Raw genomic sequence first — 15,252 nt, forward strand, 5'->3', positions numbered from 1 at the left:
GTGGAAGAACTGTAGGTTCAGGAGTTGTTACTTCAATAGTTGAATAGTAATAACACTTTAAACTTTTTGTTTAAAATTCTTTTCAAATATAAATTTTAAAATAAGCGCTAAAATGTGATCACAAAAAATAGAGAAAGTAAGGGGACGCCTTTACTTTCTCTTTTTTTATTTTAAAAGTCATAAGAGTTAAGTTGATTTAATTATATAATGTTCAATAGATAGTATATAAAAGAAGTTTATAATAATATAATTTTATGGCTTGTTAAGATAAATTAAAATTCAATTTTAAGATGAATAAGTAATTAAGATGATATTATTATAGTTACTTTCAAATATAAAGCAAAAAATAAAATATAAAATATAATTATATATAAATAGACAAGTTATATAAATAAAAGAGATAAAAAACGAAAAAATATAACAATAATTGTTTAAAAATATATTAAATGGTGAAAAATTATAAATATAAACCAATAGAAAGTAAAATTTCATTAAATATACTATTGAAAAAAAGTAAAAATCGATATAAAATTATAACAGTTGAATGACGAATTTACTTTTTTAAGCTTAATGAAAAAAACTAAAAAATGGTTTTAAAAAGATGAAAAAAAGTCTTGATAAACATATTTAAAGATAGTATAATAAAGAAGTTGTGTAGCATAACGCGATGAATCAAGAGGTTGCCGGACTTCCGGGTTATTCTTGAGGAGCAAGTCAGGATCTAGAATCCGACGGCAGGGGTAGATGTCTGTGTTCTTAGGTATGAAACACCAGGAACAGTTTACAGAACTACAACTGTTGTGCGTTAGAAGTAAAGCGTACATGAAAAGGAGGGAAACCAGAATGTCAAAACAAAAAATAAGAATCAGATTAAAGGCTTTTGATCACACTATATTAGATCAATCTGCTGAAAAAATCGTTGAAACAGCTAAATCAACAGGAGCAAAGGTTGCAGGTCCAGTACCACTACCTACTGAAAAAGATGTTGTTACAATATTAAGAGCTGTTCACAAATACAAAGATTCAAGAGAACAATTCGAAATCAGAACACACAAGAGATTAATCGACATCGTTAATCCATCACCAAAAACTGTTGATGCATTAATGAGATTAAACTTACCTGCTGGTGTAGATATCGAAATAAAGCTATAATAGCTTAACTATTAAATAAACAGTTTGAACGGTTATGATTGCTAAGCAATCCGCTAATACGTTTAGGAGGTGTAAATACATGAAAAAAGCTATAATCGGTAAGAAAATTGGGATGACTCAAATATTCGATGAAAATGGAAAAGTTGTTCCTGTAACTGTAGTAGAAGCTGGACCATGTGTTGTTGTTCAAAAGAAGACTATCGAAAAGGATGGTTATGAAGCAATACAAGTTGGTTTCGGTGAAATAAGAGAAAAATTAGTTAACAAGCCAGTAAAAGGACACTTTGCTAAGGCTGGAGTATCTTTAAGAAGAACTTTAAAAGAGTTCAGATTAGAAGATTGCAGCGCTTATGAAGTAGGTACAGAAATAAAAGCTGATACTTTCGTTGCTGGAGATAAGGTTGACGTTTCAGGAGTTTCTAAAGGTAAGGGATTCCAAGGTGTTATTAAGAGATGGAATGCTAACAGAGGGCCAATGTCACACGGTTCTAAGTTCCACAGAGCAGTAGGTTCAATGGGAGCTTCTTCTGATCCATCAAAAACATTTAAGAACAAACAAATGCCAGGACACATGGGACACGTAAACACTACTGTATTAAACTTAGAAGTTGTTAAAGTAATAGCTGAAAAGAATTTAATACTTATCAAGGGTGGTATCCCAGGTGCTAACAAGAGCACAGTTGTAATAAGAAACGCTGTTAAAGCTTAATTGCTTTAGAAAGGAGGAGACAGAATGCCTACAGTAGGATTATTTAACAAAGAAGGAAATAAAATTGAAGATATTCAATTAAATGATAAAGTATTCGCTGTTGAAGTGAATGCAGATGCTATGCACCAAGTAGTTGTTGCATTATTAGCTAACAAGAGACAAGGAACTCAATCAGCTAAGACTAGAGCTGAGGTTAGAGGAGGCGGAATCAAGCCTTGGAGACAAAAGGGAACTGGTAGAGCTAGACAAGGTTCTATAAGAGCACCTCAATGGATCAAAGGTGGAGTTGTATTCGCACCAAAGCCAAGAGATTACAGAATGTCTATACCAAAGTCAATGAGAAGAGTTGCTATGTTATCAGCATTAACTAGCAAAGTTCAAAATGATGAAATGATAGTATTAGATAGCTTAACATTAGAAGCTCCAAAGACTAAGGAAGTTGTTAAAATGTTAAATGCTTTCAATGCTAAGAAGACATTAATTGTTACTGCTGAATCAAACGAAGTAGTTTACAAATCAGCTAGAAACATAGAAGGAGTAGAAGTACTTCCAGTAAACAACATCAATGTTTATGATTTATTAAAATATCCAAAAGTAATCATGACTAAGGATGCTGTATCAAAGATTGAGGAGGTGTACGCATAATGAAGTTAACTAGCCACGATATAATCAGAAAGCCAGTTATAACTGAAAAGTCAATGGCTGCTATGGCAGACAAAAAGTACACTTTCATAGTTCATATGAGCGCTAACAAGGTTCAAATCAAGAAAGCGGTTGAAGAAGTTTTCGGCGTTAAAGTTGAAAAAGTTCAAACAATAAGAACTATGGGAAAAACTAAGAGAATGGGCGTACATGTTGGTAAGAGAGCTGACCAAAAGAAAGCTATAATCACATTAGCTCAAGATAGCAAAGGTATTGAATTCTTCGAAGGAATGCAATAATATAAAAGCGTAGTATTGGTAAAAATACCAGATAAGCTTAAAGAAGGAGGGAATTAGCATGGCAGTTAAAAAGTTTAGACCTACTACACCATCAAGAAGACAAATGACAATGGCAAGTTTTGAAGAAATAACTACAAACAGCCCAGAGAAGTCACTTCTTGTTTCTTTAAAGAAAACTGGTGGTAGAAATGCTCAAGGTAAAATAACTGTTAGACACCACGGTGGTGGAGCTAAGAGAAAATATAGAATAATAGATTTCAAGAGAAATAAGGATGGTATTCCAGCAACAGTTGCTACTATAGAATACGATCCAAACAGAACAGCATACATTGCTTTAGTAGTATATGCTGATGGTGAAAAGAGATACATTCTTGCACCAGTAGGATTAAAGGTTGGAGATACAATCGTATCTGGACCAGAAGCTGATATCAAAGTTGGTAATGCTAAAGCATTAAAAGATATGCCAGTTGGTACAGTTGTTCACAACATTGAATTACAAGCTGGTAAAGGTGGCCAAATGGTTAGATCAGCAGGTACTTCAGCTCAATTAATGGCTAAAGAAGGAAATTATGCAACATTAAGATTACCTTCAGGCGAAATGAGATATGTAAGAATCGAATGTAGAGCTACAATCGGTACAGTTTCTAACACTACTAACGATATCATCAACATTGGTAAAGCTGGTAGAAAGAGACACATGGGATGGAGACCTACAGTTAGAGGTTCTGTAATGAACCCTTGCGATCACCCTCACGGTGGTGGTGAAGGTAGATCACCAATCGGTAGACCAAGTCCAGTTACTCCATGGGGTAAACCAGCACTTGGATACAAGACTAGAAAGAATAAGAAGTATTCTGATAGATTCATAATAAAGAGAAGAAATAGTAAGTAATTGAAGAGAAGTTAATTCTCTTCAGGCTTACTGGGCCTAGAGATTATGAAGGGAGGCAAATTATAGTGAGTAGATCAATAAAAAAGGGACCTTTCGTACACGAAGGACTTTTAAAGAAGATAGAAGAAATGAATGCTAATGGTGAAAATAAGGTTGTTAAGACTTGGTCAAGATCATCAACTATTTTCCCACAAATGATTGGTCACACAATCGCTGTTCATGATGGTAGAAAACACGTTCCAGTATATGTGAGCGAAGATATGGTAGGACACAAATTAGGTGAATTTGCGCTTACTAGAACATACAGAGGACACGATTACGACGAAAAAGCATCAAGAAAAAGAAAGTAATCTGGGAAAGGAGGAACATCAATGGAAGCTAGAGCTATAGCTAAATATGTGAGAATGTCTCCAATGAAAGTAGGAGTTGTTCTTGATTTAATAAGAGGAAAAAACGTTAACGAGGCTTTCGCTATATTACAATACACTCCAAAAGATGCTGCAGTTGTTATAAACAAAGTTTTAAAATCAGCTGTTGCAAATGCAGAGAACAATCATGACTTAAATGTTGAAAACTTATATGTTGCTGAAACATTCGTAGGTGCTGGTCCGACTTTAAAGAGATTCAGACCAATGGACCACGGTAAAGCGTTCAGAATCAATAAGAGAACAAGTCATATAACAGTAGTAGTTAAAGAAAGAGCTTAGTAAGAAGGAGGGAAAAACAAGTGGGTCAAAAAGTACATCCTCACGGACTTAGAGTTGGAGTTATCAAAGGTTGGGATGCAAAATGGTACGCTGATAAGAGAACATTTGCAGACAACTTAATCGAAGATAACAAAATTAGAGAATTCGTAAAGAAGGAACTTTTCTCAGCTGGTATCGCTAAGATCGAAATCGAAAGATCAGCTAAAAGAGTTAAGTTAAATATACACACTGCTAAACCAGGTGTTGTTATTGGTAAAGGTGGTGCAGGAATCGAAGCTTTAAAAGCTAAGGTTGCTAAATTAGTAAACGGAAAGAACATCTTAATAAACATAGTTGAAGTTAAGAATGCTGAAGCAAATGCTCAATTAGTTGCTGAAAACATTGCTGCTCAATTAGAAAAGAGAGTTTCTTTCAGAAGAGCTATGAAACAAAGCATCCAAAGAGCTATGAAATTAGGAGCTAAGGGTGTTAAAACAGCTTGTTCAGGAAGATTAGGCGGAGCTGAAATTGCTAGAACAGAACAATATCATGAAGGAACAATTCCACTACAAACATTAAGAGCTGATATCGATTATGGATTTGCTGAAGCAGATACAACATACGGTAAAATCGGAGTTAAAGTTTGGGTTTATAATGGAGAAGTTCTTCCAACTAAAAAAGTTGAAAAGAAGGAAGAAGTTAACGCGTAAGAAAGGAGGAATAAGTCATGTTAATGCCTAAAAGAGTTAAGCATCGTAAGGTACAACGTGGTAGAATGAAAGGAAAAGCTACTAGAGGTAATTTCCTTGCATACGGAGATTTCGGTATCCAAGCACAAACTTGTGGATGGATAACAAGCAACCAAATTGAATCTGCCAGAATTGCTATAAACAGATACATTAGAAGAGGAGGAAAACTTTGGATAAAAGTATTCCCAGATAAGCCAGTTACTGAGAAACCAGCTGAAACAAGAATGGGTTCTGGTAAAGGTTCACCAGAATACTGGGTAGCTGTAGTTAAACCTGGTAGAGTGTTATTTGAATTATCAGGAGTTAACGAAGAAGTTGCAAGAGAAGCAATGAGACTTGCATCACACAAACTTCCTGTAAAGTGTAAGTTCGTTACAAGAAGAGATTTTGAGGAAATGGGTGGTGAAGAATAATGAAGGCTAGAGAATTAAAAGATTTAAGAGCAAATAATCCTCAAGATTTAGTTGCTAAATTAGGAGAATTAAAAGCTGAATTATTCAACTTAAGATTCCAATTAGCTACAGGACAATTAGAAAATCCTATGAGAATAAGAGAAGTAAAGAAATCTATAGCCCAAATCAAAACCATCATTAGAGAAGAAGAGATCAGGGCATTTGAACAGTAAATCTGGAAGGAGGTAGCCCCTAATGGAAAGAGGATTAAGAAAGAAGAAAATCGGTAGAGTTGTTTCTGATAAAATGGATAAGACTATCGTAGTTGCTGTTGAAACTAAGGTAAGACATCCACTATACGGAAAAACTATGAATAGAACTACTAAATTCAAAGCTCATGATGAAAATAATGAAGCTAACATGAATGATAGAGTATTAATAATGGAAACTAGACCATTATCTAAAGATAAGAGATGGAGACTTGTTGAAATAGTTGAAAGAGCTAAATAAGCTTTTTAAGACTGAAAGGAGGGTAAATTTCAATGATACAACAACAAACCTTATTAAAGGTAGCAGATAACTCAGGTGCTAAAGAAATAATGTGTATCAGAGTTTTAGGCGGATCAAAGAGAAAGTTCGGTAACATTGGAGATATAATAGTAGCTAGCGTTAAAAGTGCAACACCAGGCGGAGTTGTTAAAAAAGGTGACGTTGTAAAAGCTGTTATTGTTAGATCAGTAAGAGGATTAAGAAGAGCTGACGGTTCATACATCAAATTTGATGAGAACGCTGCTGTTATAATAAAAGAAGATAAGCAACCAAGAGGAACTCGTATCTTCGGACCAGTTGCTAGGGAGCTAAGAGATAAAGAATTTAACAAAATATTATCATTAGCACCAGAAGTTCTATAATAGAGGAGGTGGCTAATTTGAAGTTACACGTTAAAAAGAACGACACAGTAGTAGTTATTTCTGGTAAAGATGCTGGGAAAACTGGTGAAGTTTTAAAGGTATATCCAAAGACAGGTAAAGTTCTTGTTCAAGGAGTTAATATAGTAAAGAAACATCAAAAGCCAACTAGAGCAAACGCTCAAGGTGGAATAATAGAAAAAGAAGGAGCTATATTCGGCTCAAAAGTTATGTTATACTGCACAAAATGCAAAAATGCTACAAGAATTAGCAGCAAGATCTTAGAAGATGGTACTAAGGTTAGAGTTTGTAAGAAGTGTGGAGAAACATTATAGAATCTGAAAGGAGGTACTAATTATGACACCAAGACTTCAAGAGAAGTATACAAACGAAGTAATTCAAGCAATGACTGAAAAGTTCGGATACAAAAATATCATGGAAGTTCCAAAGCTTGAAAAAATAGTTATAAATATGGGAGTTGGAGAAGCTAAAGAAAACCAAAAGGTTTTAGAATCTGCGGTTGCTGACTTACAACTTATTTCAGGACAAAAGCCAATCTTAACAAGAGCAAAGAAATCAGTTGCAAACTTTAAGATCAGAGAGAACATGGCATTAGGATGTAAAGTTACATTAAGAGGAGCAAAGATGTTTGAATTTGCTGATAAGCTAATGTCAATCGCTCTTCCAAGAGTTAGAGATTTCAGAGGAGTTTCTGATAAGGCATTTGATGGAAGAGGAAATTATTCTTTAGGTATTAAAGAACAATTAATATTCCCAGAAATAGAATACGATAAGATCGATAAGGTTAGAGGAATGGATATAATCTTCGTTACAACTGCAAAGACTGACGAAGAAGCAAGAGAATTATTAAGATTCCTTGGAATGCCATTCGCTCAATAATAAGGAGGGAAAACTGTGGCACGTAAAGCTATTATTGAAAAGTGGAGCAAAGCTCCTAAATATAAAACAAGAGCTTATACAAGATGCAGAATATGTGGAAGACCACATGCAGTATTAAGAAAGTTTGGTATTTGCCGTATATGCTTTAGAGAACTTGCTTACAAGGGTGAAATTCCTGGTTGTAAGAAGGCAAGCTGGTAAACCTAACGACTGAAAGGAGGCAAATTAAATGGTTATGACAGATCCTATCGCAGATTTACTAACTCGTATTAGAAATGCGAATGCTGTAAGACACGAAGTAGTAGAAGTTCCTTCTTCAAACGTAAAGAAGGCTGTTGCAAATATATTATTACAAGAGGGATACATCAAAAATATTGAAGAATATAATGACGGTGTTGTTCCAATGATGAGATTATCTCTTAAATACGGTTCTAACAAAGAAAGAGTTATAACTGGAATCAAGAGAATATCAAAGCCAGGTTTAAGAGTATACTGTAAGAAAGATGAAGTTCCAAGAGTTCTTAATGGATTAGGAATCGCTGTAATTTCAACTTCAAAAGGTATAGTTGTAGATAGAGAAGCTAGAAAATTAGGCTTAGGCGGAGAAGTTGTTTGCTACGTTTGGTAGTAATTAATTTTGAAAATTAACTAGATTAACATATAGATCTAACAAGTAAAACAGGAGGTGCGGTTATGTCAAGAGTAGGTAGATTACCAATAGCTATCCCTGCTGGTGTTACAGTAACAGTTTCAGAAGATAACGTAGTTACTGTTAAAGGACCAAAAGGGCAATTAGTTAAAGCTATGGATAAAGACATGAATATAGCAGTTGAAGACAACCAAGTTGTTGTAACTAGACCTAGTGACGTTAAAGAGCACAGAGCTCTTCACGGTTTAACTAGAGCATTAATCAACAACATGATCATAGGAGTTGAAAAGGGATACCAAAAGACTCTAGAATTAATCGGTGTTGGTTATAGAGCTCAATTACAAGGAAAGAAACTTGTAATGAACTTAGGATTTTCACACCCAGTTGAAATAGAACCAGCTGAAGGAATTACTTTCGAAACTCCAGCAGCTACAAAAGTAGTTGTATCAGGAATCGATAAGCAATTAGTTGGTGCTGCTGCTGCTGATATCAGAAAGTGGAGAAAACCTGAGCCATATAAGGGTAAAGGAATTAAGTTCGAAGGCGAAGTTATCAGACGTAAAGAAGGTAAAACTGGTAAGAAATAATTAGGAAGGAGTGAACCTTATGTTCAAGAAGGCAGACAAAAAAGCAAGTAGAGCAAAACGTCACCTTAGAGTACGTAAGAAAGTTTCTGGTACTCCTGAAAGACCAAGACTTTCAGTATATAGAAGTGAAAAGAATATATATGCTCAAATCATAGATGATATAAATGCTGTTACTTTAGTATCTGCTTCAACACTAGATAAAGATGTTGATGTTAAAGTAGGCGGAAATAAAGAAGCTGCTAAGTTAGTTGGTGAACTAGTTGCTAAGAGAGCTTTAGATAAAGGTATTACTGAAGTTGTATTCGATAGAGGTGGATACGTATATCACGGAAGAGTTCAAACTTTAGCAGAAAGCGCTAGAGAAGCAGGTTTAAAATTCTAATAAAACAAGGAGGGAAATCAATGAGAATCGATCCTAGCACACTAGACCTTAAGGAAAAGGTTGTTTTTATAAACAGAGTTACTAAGGTTGTTAAGGGTGGTAGAAACTTCAGATTCAGCGCGTTAGTAGTTGTTGGTGATGAGAACGGACACGTAGGCGTAGGAATGGGTAAGTCAATCGAAATCCCAGAAGCAATTAAAAAAGGTATCGAAGACGCTAAGAAACATATGGTTAGCGTTGCTATAGTTGGAACAACAGTTCCTCATGAAATATATGGTAAGTTTGGAACTGGTAAAGTTTTAATCATGCCAGCTAAAGAAGGTACAGGAGTTATCGCTGGTGGACCAGCAAGAGCTGTATTAGAATTAGCAGGATTAAAGGACGTTAGAGCTAAGTCTTTAGGTTCAAACAATCCAAGAAACATGGTAAATGCTACAATTAATGGTTTAGCAAACTTAAGAACAGCTGAAGATATAGCTAGATTAAGAGGCAAAACTGTTGAAGAAATTTTAGGTTAGGAGGTATTACGCAATGGCAAAGATAAAGGTTACTTTAGTTAAAAGCTTAATCGGCAGAAAGAAAGACCATATCGCTACTGCAAATGCTCTTGGTCTAAGAAAGATCAACAAAACTGTAGAGCATGAGGATACTCCTCAAATCAGAGGTATGATCAACAAAGTTGACTACTTATTAAAAGTAGAAGAAGTATAATAAAGAGGAGGTGCACTAAGATATGAAACTTCATGAATTAAAGCCAGCAGCTGGTAGCAAGAAGGCTCCTAAAAGAGTTGGTAGAGGTACTGGTTCAGGTTTAGGAAGAAACGCTGGTAAAGGTGAAAAAGGACAAAACGCTAGATCAGGCGGTGGAGTTAGACCAGGTTTTGAAGGTGGTCAAATGCCATTATACAGAAGACTTCCTAAGAGAGGATTCACTAATATCTTCGCTAAGAAAATCGTTTCTATCAACGTTGATAGATTAAACGGATTCGAAAACGGCACAGTAGTAACTCCAGAATTATTACTTGAAACAAGAGTAATATCTAAAGTTTTAGACGGAGTTAAGATATTAGGAAACGGAACATTAGAAAAAAGCCTAACTGTACAAGGATGCAAGGTATCTAAGTCAGCGGCAGAAAAGATAGAAGCAGCTGGAGGAAAAGTTGAGGTGATTTAATATGCTATCAACCCTACGTAATGCCTGGAAGGTTCCGGAACTTAAAAAGAAATTTTTATGGACGATATTTTTAGTAGCAATTTTCAGGATGGGGATTCACATTCCTGTTCCTGGAATTGATACTAGTTATTTAAACGAAATGACAAATTCAAGTGGATTACTTGGTTTTTATAACTTAATATCTGGTGGTGCTTTAAGTAAATTTAGTATATTTGCACTAAGTGTTTCACCATATATTAATGCATCAATCATAATTCAATTATTAACAATTGCAATTCCTTCATTAGAACAACTTTCTAAAGAAGGTGAAGAAGGTAGAAAGAAAATTCAATCTATTACAAGATATCTTTCAATAGCGATAGGATTTGTATTAGCAATTGGTATTTTCTCAATGATTGCATCGCAAGGTGCAGCAACTGGATTAAGCACAGCTCAAAAAGCTGTAGTATTAATATCACTAGTTGTAGGATCTACTTTCTGTATGTGGCTTGGTGACCAAATAACTGCAAAAGGATTTGGAAATGGAGTTTCAATATTAATATTCGTTAATATAGTATCTCAGTTGCCAGTTACTTTAATGTCATTATTTACATTAGAGAAAGCAAAAGAAATTACTATAATTGAAATAGCATTATTCTTAATTGGTGCGTTAGCACTATTAGTAGTAACAATATTCTTCTCATTAGCAGAGAGAAGAGTTCCAATCCAATATGCTGGAAAGGCTGTTGGTACTAAGGTTATGAGAGGTCAATCTACTCATATACCATTAAGTTTAATTGATCAGCAGTTATTGCAATAATATTTGCAATGTCTGTAATGATGTTCCCTGCAACAATAGCTAATTTCTTCCCAGGTAAGGGATGGTCTACTTGGATATTAACAAGTCCATATAGCATATTTAATGAGTCTACATGGATGTATCCAGTATGTTATGCAGTATTAACTATATTCTTTACATGGTTCTATACTCAAATAACATTTAAAACCAGATGAGATGGCTGAAAATCTTCATAAGTCTGCAGGCTTTGTACCAGGTATAAGACCAGGTGAAGCTACAGAGAAGTATTTTGAAAAGTTACTTACAAAAGTATCTTTAATTGGGGGATTATTTGCAGCAGTTCTTGCTGTAAGTCCAATAATAATAGCTAATTATACACCGTTTCAAGGAATACAATTTGGTGGAACATCATTATTAATATTAATTGGAGTTGGTTTAGATTTCTCTAGACAATTAGATTCACAATTAGTTATGAGACACTACCAAGGATTCTTAAAATAGATTTATAATGGAGATGATGCCCGTGAAGATAGTATTATTAGGTCCTCCTGGGGCTGGAAAAGGAACACAGGCAAAATCAATTAGTAATAGATACTCTATACCACATATTTCTACAGGGGATATCTTTAGAAAAAATATTTCCGAAGAAACCCCTCTAGGAATAGAAGCAAAAACATATATTGACAATGGTCAGTTAGTTCCAGATGAAGTAACTATTAATATGGTTAAGGATAGACTAACATGGGAAGACTGTAAAAATGGATATTTATTAGATGGTTTCCCAAGAACTGTTGCTCAAGCTGAAGCTCTACAAGAGTTTTTAGCTGGAAGAAATGAAAGCTTAGATACAGCATTATGCATTGAAGTACCTAGTGATTTTATTCTTGAAAGAATGACAGGAAGAAGAGTTTGTTTATCATGTGGAGCTAGCTATCATGTTAAGTTTAACCCACCAGCGGTTGATGGTGTTTGCGATTTATGTGGTGACAACATTATCCAAAGAAAAGATGATGTTGAAGAAACTGTTAAAGAGAGACTAGATGTCTATGAAAGACAAACACAACCACTGATTGATTTTTACAAAGGAAAGAATTTACTTTCCACAGTAGATGGAACAAAAGCTATTAATGAAGTATTTGAAGGTATCTGCGAAATATTAGGGAGTGTAAACTAATGATTATTATCAAAAATGATAAAGAAATCGACCTAATGAGGATAGCTGGAAAAATAGTAGCAGAAACTCTACTGCTTGTTGAAAAACACGTTAAACCAGGGATAACTACTGCTGAATTAGACAGGATAGCAGAAGAATTTATAACTAAGCATGGAGCAATCCCTTCATTTAAAGGGCTCTATGGATTTCCTGCTTCACTATGTATATCTGTTAATGAGCAAGTAGTTCATGGAATACCAGGAGGGTATGTATTAAAAGAAGGAGATATTATTAGTGTAGACTGTGGAGCACATATTAATGGATTCCATGGTGATGCAGCAAGAACATTTGCTGTAGGGAATATTTCTGATGAAGCAAAAAGGCTTATTCAAGTAACTGAAGAATCATTCTTTAAAGGAATTGAATTTGCTAAGCCAGGAAATAGACTAACTGATATATCTCACATGAAATACAACGCTATGTTGAGGCTTCAGGTTTCTCAGTTGTAAGAGATTTCGTAGGTCACGGGATAGGAAAATCAGTCCATGAGGATCCAGAAGTTCCTAACTTCGGAAGACCAGGCCGAGGTCCAAAATTAGTTGCTGGTATGACCTTAGCTATAGAACCTATGGTTAATATGGGAACATATAGAGTGGCTACTTTAGGTGATGATTGGACAGTAGTCTCAGCAGATAAGAGTCTTTCGGCTCACTACGAAAACACTGTTGTAATTTTACCAGATGGACCAGAGATATTAACACTGATTAAATAAGTGTTGCTTAGTTATAAATTCGCATGATACCAAAAGGTGGCTTGTAAATTTATGGCTAAGGTAATCATCGAGGTGAAAAATTTGCAAAACAATGACTTAATTGGGAAAATTGTTCTTTCAAAATGCGGAAGAGATAAGGATCATTATTACGTTATTGTTGATAAAGTAGATGATGATTATTACCTTCTTAGTAATGGAAGTAATAAGAAAGTTCAGATGCCTAAGAAGAAAAAATTAAAACATTTTAATGTTTTAGAAGATGTAGATGATGAGATTAAAGCATCAATTATGTTAAAAGAAAAAGGTACTGATTTAAAGATAAAGAGATTTCTAAAACTAAAAGGCATTGTTAAGGAGGGTTGATTACCTTATGTCAAAAGATGATGTAATAGAAATGCAAGGTGTAGTCTTAGAGGCTTTACCAAATGCAATGTTTCAAGTTGAGTTAGAAAGTGGTCATAAAATTTTAGCTCACATATCAGGAAAATTAAGAATGAACTTCATAAGAATTCTACCTGGAGATAAGGTTACTATAGAGCTTTCTCCATATGACCTAACAAGAGGAAGAATTACTTGGAGAGCAAAATAAGGTAAAAAGTTTACCATAAATTACACAAGGAGGGTTAGCGATGAAAGTAAGACCATCAGTTAAGCCTATTTGCGAAAAGTGCAAGATTATAAGAAGAAAAGGAAGAGTAATGGTAATCTGTGAAAATCCTAAGCACAAGCAAAAACAAGGCTAATATGATTCAATATTAGGCAGAATAATTTACAATTATTAATATATTGACTTTTATTTGAAAGTTCAATATTATTATATAGGCGTTTAAATCAGCTTATTGATTTTAGGTACGGCTGACAATAGATTTTATCTATTGACCTAAGATTTTAATATAAATTTTACCAAAAGCAAAATAAAAATTGCATTTCAATATACAGGAGGTGTAAGTTCGAATGGCAAGAATATCAGGAGTTGACCTACCAAAGGAAAAAAGAGTTGAGATAGGTCTAACATATATATACGGAGTTGGTTTATCTACTTCTCAAAAGATACTAGCTACTACTGGAATTAACCCAGATACTAGAATTAAGGATCTTACTGAAGATGAAGTAAATGAAATCAGAAACTATGTAAACAAGAACTTAATGGTTGAAGGTGACTTAAGAAGAGATGTTGCTTTAAACATAAAGAGATTAGTTGAAATAGGTTGTTACAGAGGAATTAGACATAGAAAAGGTCTTCCAGTTAGAGGACAAAAAACTAAGACTAATGCTAGAACTAGAAAAGGTCCTAAGAAGACTATCGCAAATAAGAAGAAGTAGTGAGGAGGGATTTCGATGGCTCAAAAAGTCAAAAAGACTACTAGAAGAAGAAAAGAAAGAAAGAATGTTGAGCATGGTGCTGCACACATCCAATCAACTTTCAATAACTCAATAGTTACTTTAACTGATGCGGCTGGAAATGCTTTATCATGGTCAAGTGCTGGAGCATTAGGTTTCAGAGGTTCAAGAAAGAGCACACCATTTGCATCACAAATGGCAGCAGAAACTGCAGCTAAAGCAGCTATGGAACACGGTTTAAAGAGTATAGAAGTATACGTTAAAGGACCAGGTGCTGGTAGAGAAGCAGCTATAAGATCATTACAAGCTGCAGGATTAGAAGTAACTCTAATTAAAGACGTTACTCCAATTCCACACAACGGATGTAGACCACCAAAGAGAAGAAGAGTCTAATTTATTTAAATTCAACAGGAGGTGTAACGAATGGCAAGATATACTGGAGCTACATGTAGATTATGTAGAAGAGAAGGTCAAAAGCTATTCCTTAAGGGAGATAGATGTTTCACAGATAAATGTGCTTTCGTAAGAAGAAGCTACGCACCAGGACAACACGGAGCAGCTAAGAAAAAGTTATCTAACTACGGAGTACAATTAAGAGAAAAGCAAAAAGCTAGAAGAATATACGGTGTTTTAGAAGGCCAATTCAGAAAATACTATGAAAAGGCTGACCACATGAAGGGAATCACTGGGGAAAACTTATTAATGTTACTAGAAATGAGATTAGATAACGTTGCGTACAGATTAGGATACGGTGCTTCAAGAAACGAAGCTAGACAATTAGTTACTCACGGTCATTTCTTAGTAAATGGTAAAAAAGTTGATATTCCATCATACAGAGTATCTGTTAATGATGTAATTTCAGTTTGCGAAAAGAGCAGAGGAACTGAAAAGTTCAAGACTTTCGTAGAAAATCCAAAGACATTACCAAAATGGTTAGAAGCTAACGTTGAAAACTATGAAGGTAAGGTTGTTGCTGCGCCAGCTAGAGAAGACATTGACGTTCCAGTTAACGAAACTCTAATTGTCGAATTATACAGCAAGTAATAAATTCTAATTTATAATATTAAGATTTTTATCTTAATATTAT

Annotated in this window: 28 protein-coding genes and 2 pseudogenes; all 30 read left to right on the plus strand. The window is 34.6% G+C overall.

Annotated features, from left to right (window positions below):
* The first annotated feature begins 843 nt into the window (after positions 1-843).
* The 30 genes and pseudogenes from rpsJ (at position 844) to rpsD (ending at position 15,209) form a co-directional block, all read left to right on the plus strand.
* On the plus strand, positions 844-1,152 hold the full coding sequence (gene rpsJ, locus HMPREF0216_RS05205) for a 30S ribosomal protein S10 (RefSeq protein WP_021876938.1): 309 nt from the start codon (positions 844-846) through the stop codon (positions 1,150-1,152).
* Positions 1,153-1,231: 79 nt separating this feature from the next.
* Positions 1,232-1,861 (plus strand): 50S ribosomal protein L3, encoded by a 630-nt coding sequence (gene rplC / locus HMPREF0216_RS05210; RefSeq protein ID WP_005212047.1) that lies wholly within the window; start codon positions 1,232-1,234, stop codon positions 1,859-1,861.
* A gap of 24 nt (positions 1,862-1,885) precedes the next feature.
* Complete coding sequence (gene rplD, locus HMPREF0216_RS05215) at positions 1,886-2,506, plus strand: 50S ribosomal protein L4 (protein WP_005212048.1); 621 nt, start codon at positions 1,886-1,888, stop codon at positions 2,504-2,506.
* Positions 2,506-2,802, plus strand: coding sequence for a 50S ribosomal protein L23 (gene rplW / locus HMPREF0216_RS05220; protein WP_005212049.1), 297 nt, complete (start codon positions 2,506-2,508; stop codon positions 2,800-2,802). The genes rplD and rplW overlap by 1 nt, the downstream gene beginning before the upstream one ends.
* Positions 2,803-2,860: 58 nt before the next feature.
* Positions 2,861-3,694, plus strand: a complete 834-nt coding sequence (gene rplB, locus HMPREF0216_RS05225; protein WP_005212050.1) for a 50S ribosomal protein L2 — start codon at positions 2,861-2,863, stop codon at positions 3,692-3,694.
* A 65-nt stretch (positions 3,695-3,759) separates the two neighbouring features.
* The gene (gene rpsS / locus HMPREF0216_RS05230) at positions 3,760-4,044 is read left to right on the plus strand and encodes a 30S ribosomal protein S19 (RefSeq protein ID WP_005212052.1); all 285 of its coding nucleotides are present in this window, start codon (positions 3,760-3,762) and stop codon (positions 4,042-4,044) included.
* A gap of 21 nt (positions 4,045-4,065) precedes the next feature.
* Positions 4,066-4,401 carry a 50S ribosomal protein L22 gene (gene rplV / locus HMPREF0216_RS05235; RefSeq protein ID WP_005212053.1) on the plus strand — a complete coding sequence of 112 codons (336 nt, stop codon included), beginning with the start codon at positions 4,066-4,068 and terminating at the stop codon, positions 4,399-4,401.
* 20 nt (positions 4,402-4,421) lie between these two features.
* Positions 4,422-5,090 carry a 30S ribosomal protein S3 gene (gene rpsC, locus HMPREF0216_RS05240; protein WP_005212055.1) on the plus strand — a complete coding sequence of 223 codons (669 nt, stop codon included), beginning with the start codon at positions 4,422-4,424 and terminating at the stop codon, positions 5,088-5,090.
* 17 nt (positions 5,091-5,107) lie between these two features.
* The gene (rplP, locus tag HMPREF0216_RS05245; protein WP_040419026.1) at positions 5,108-5,542 is read left to right on the plus strand and encodes a 50S ribosomal protein L16; all 435 of its coding nucleotides are present in this window, start codon (positions 5,108-5,110) and stop codon (positions 5,540-5,542) included.
* On the plus strand, positions 5,542-5,754 hold the full coding sequence (rpmC, locus tag HMPREF0216_RS05250; protein WP_005212060.1) for a 50S ribosomal protein L29: 213 nt from the start codon (positions 5,542-5,544) through the stop codon (positions 5,752-5,754). The genes rplP and rpmC overlap by 1 nt, the downstream gene beginning before the upstream one ends.
* A 22-nt stretch (positions 5,755-5,776) precedes the next feature.
* Positions 5,777-6,031: a 30S ribosomal protein S17 gene (rpsQ, locus tag HMPREF0216_RS05255; RefSeq protein WP_005212062.1), complete on the plus strand. Its 255-nt coding sequence runs from the start codon at positions 5,777-5,779 to the stop codon at positions 6,029-6,031.
* A 32-nt stretch (positions 6,032-6,063) separates the two neighbouring features.
* Complete coding sequence (gene rplN, locus HMPREF0216_RS05260; protein WP_005212064.1) at positions 6,064-6,432, plus strand: 50S ribosomal protein L14; 369 nt, start codon at positions 6,064-6,066, stop codon at positions 6,430-6,432.
* A gap of 17 nt (positions 6,433-6,449) precedes the next feature.
* Positions 6,450-6,764 (plus strand): 50S ribosomal protein L24, encoded by a 315-nt coding sequence (rplX, locus tag HMPREF0216_RS05265; protein ID WP_040419031.1) that lies wholly within the window; start codon positions 6,450-6,452, stop codon positions 6,762-6,764.
* Positions 6,765-6,786: 22 nt separating this feature from the next.
* Positions 6,787-7,329 carry a 50S ribosomal protein L5 gene (gene rplE, locus HMPREF0216_RS05270; protein ID WP_005212068.1) on the plus strand — a complete coding sequence of 181 codons (543 nt, stop codon included), beginning with the start codon at positions 6,787-6,789 and terminating at the stop codon, positions 7,327-7,329.
* Positions 7,330-7,344: 15 nt separating this feature from the next.
* Complete coding sequence (locus tag HMPREF0216_RS05275) at positions 7,345-7,530, plus strand: type Z 30S ribosomal protein S14 (RefSeq protein ID WP_005212070.1); 186 nt, start codon at positions 7,345-7,347, stop codon at positions 7,528-7,530.
* Positions 7,531-7,558: 28 nt separating this feature from the next.
* Positions 7,559-7,957: a 30S ribosomal protein S8 gene (gene rpsH / locus HMPREF0216_RS05280; protein ID WP_005212071.1), complete on the plus strand. Its 399-nt coding sequence runs from the start codon at positions 7,559-7,561 to the stop codon at positions 7,955-7,957.
* Between the two features lie 65 nt (positions 7,958-8,022).
* Positions 8,023-8,565, plus strand: a complete 543-nt coding sequence (gene rplF / locus HMPREF0216_RS05285) for a 50S ribosomal protein L6 (protein ID WP_005212072.1) — start codon at positions 8,023-8,025, stop codon at positions 8,563-8,565.
* A gap of 19 nt (positions 8,566-8,584) precedes the next feature.
* Positions 8,585-8,947, plus strand: coding sequence for a 50S ribosomal protein L18 (rplR, locus tag HMPREF0216_RS05290; RefSeq protein WP_005212073.1), 363 nt, complete (start codon positions 8,585-8,587; stop codon positions 8,945-8,947).
* Between the two features lie 20 nt (positions 8,948-8,967).
* Entirely contained in the window at positions 8,968-9,465 is a 498-nt protein-coding gene (rpsE, locus tag HMPREF0216_RS05295; protein ID WP_005212075.1) for a 30S ribosomal protein S5, read from the plus strand.
* 13 nt (positions 9,466-9,478) lie between these two features.
* On the plus strand, positions 9,479-9,658 hold the full coding sequence (rpmD, locus tag HMPREF0216_RS05300) for a 50S ribosomal protein L30 (RefSeq protein WP_005212077.1): 180 nt from the start codon (positions 9,479-9,481) through the stop codon (positions 9,656-9,658).
* Positions 9,659-9,680: 22 nt separating this feature from the next.
* Positions 9,681-10,121 carry a 50S ribosomal protein L15 gene (gene rplO, locus HMPREF0216_RS05305; protein WP_005212080.1) on the plus strand — a complete coding sequence of 147 codons (441 nt, stop codon included), beginning with the start codon at positions 9,681-9,683 and terminating at the stop codon, positions 10,119-10,121.
* Between the two features lies 1 nt (position 10,122).
* Positions 10,123-11,400 (plus strand): annotated as a pseudogene (secY, locus tag HMPREF0216_RS05310) (preprotein translocase subunit SecY).
* Positions 11,401-11,422: 22 nt separating this feature from the next.
* The gene (locus tag HMPREF0216_RS05315) at positions 11,423-12,073 is read left to right on the plus strand and encodes an adenylate kinase (protein WP_040419037.1); all 651 of its coding nucleotides are present in this window, start codon (positions 11,423-11,425) and stop codon (positions 12,071-12,073) included.
* Positions 12,073-12,824: pseudogene (gene map, locus HMPREF0216_RS05320) on the plus strand (type I methionyl aminopeptidase). The gene HMPREF0216_RS05315 and the pseudogene map overlap by 1 nt, the downstream one beginning before the upstream one ends.
* 51 nt (positions 12,825-12,875) lie before the next feature.
* Positions 12,876-13,187 (plus strand): KOW domain-containing RNA-binding protein, encoded by a 312-nt coding sequence (locus HMPREF0216_RS05325; RefSeq protein ID WP_005212091.1) that lies wholly within the window; start codon positions 12,876-12,878, stop codon positions 13,185-13,187.
* A gap of 7 nt (positions 13,188-13,194) precedes the next feature.
* Positions 13,195-13,413 (plus strand): translation initiation factor IF-1, encoded by a 219-nt coding sequence (gene infA, locus HMPREF0216_RS05330; RefSeq protein WP_005212092.1) that lies wholly within the window; start codon positions 13,195-13,197, stop codon positions 13,411-13,413.
* A 40-nt stretch (positions 13,414-13,453) separates the two neighbouring features.
* Entirely contained in the window at positions 13,454-13,567 is a 114-nt protein-coding gene (gene rpmJ, locus HMPREF0216_RS05335) for a 50S ribosomal protein L36 (protein WP_003448032.1), read from the plus strand.
* A 211-nt stretch (positions 13,568-13,778) separates the two neighbouring features.
* Positions 13,779-14,147: a 30S ribosomal protein S13 gene (gene rpsM, locus HMPREF0216_RS05340; RefSeq protein ID WP_005212096.1), complete on the plus strand. Its 369-nt coding sequence runs from the start codon at positions 13,779-13,781 to the stop codon at positions 14,145-14,147.
* A gap of 15 nt (positions 14,148-14,162) precedes the next feature.
* A complete protein-coding gene (gene rpsK, locus HMPREF0216_RS05345; RefSeq protein ID WP_005212098.1) occupies positions 14,163-14,558 on the plus strand; it encodes a 30S ribosomal protein S11 in 396 nt (131 codons plus the stop codon).
* A 30-nt stretch (positions 14,559-14,588) separates the two neighbouring features.
* The gene (gene rpsD / locus HMPREF0216_RS05350) at positions 14,589-15,209 is read left to right on the plus strand and encodes a 30S ribosomal protein S4 (protein ID WP_005212100.1); all 621 of its coding nucleotides are present in this window, start codon (positions 14,589-14,591) and stop codon (positions 15,207-15,209) included.
* The last annotated feature ends 43 nt before the right edge of the window (positions 15,210-15,252 follow it).

Source organism: Clostridium celatum DSM 1785 (genome assembly GCF_000320405.1).
Taxonomy (GTDB): Bacteria; Bacillota; Clostridia; order Clostridiales; family Clostridiaceae; genus Clostridium; species Clostridium celatum.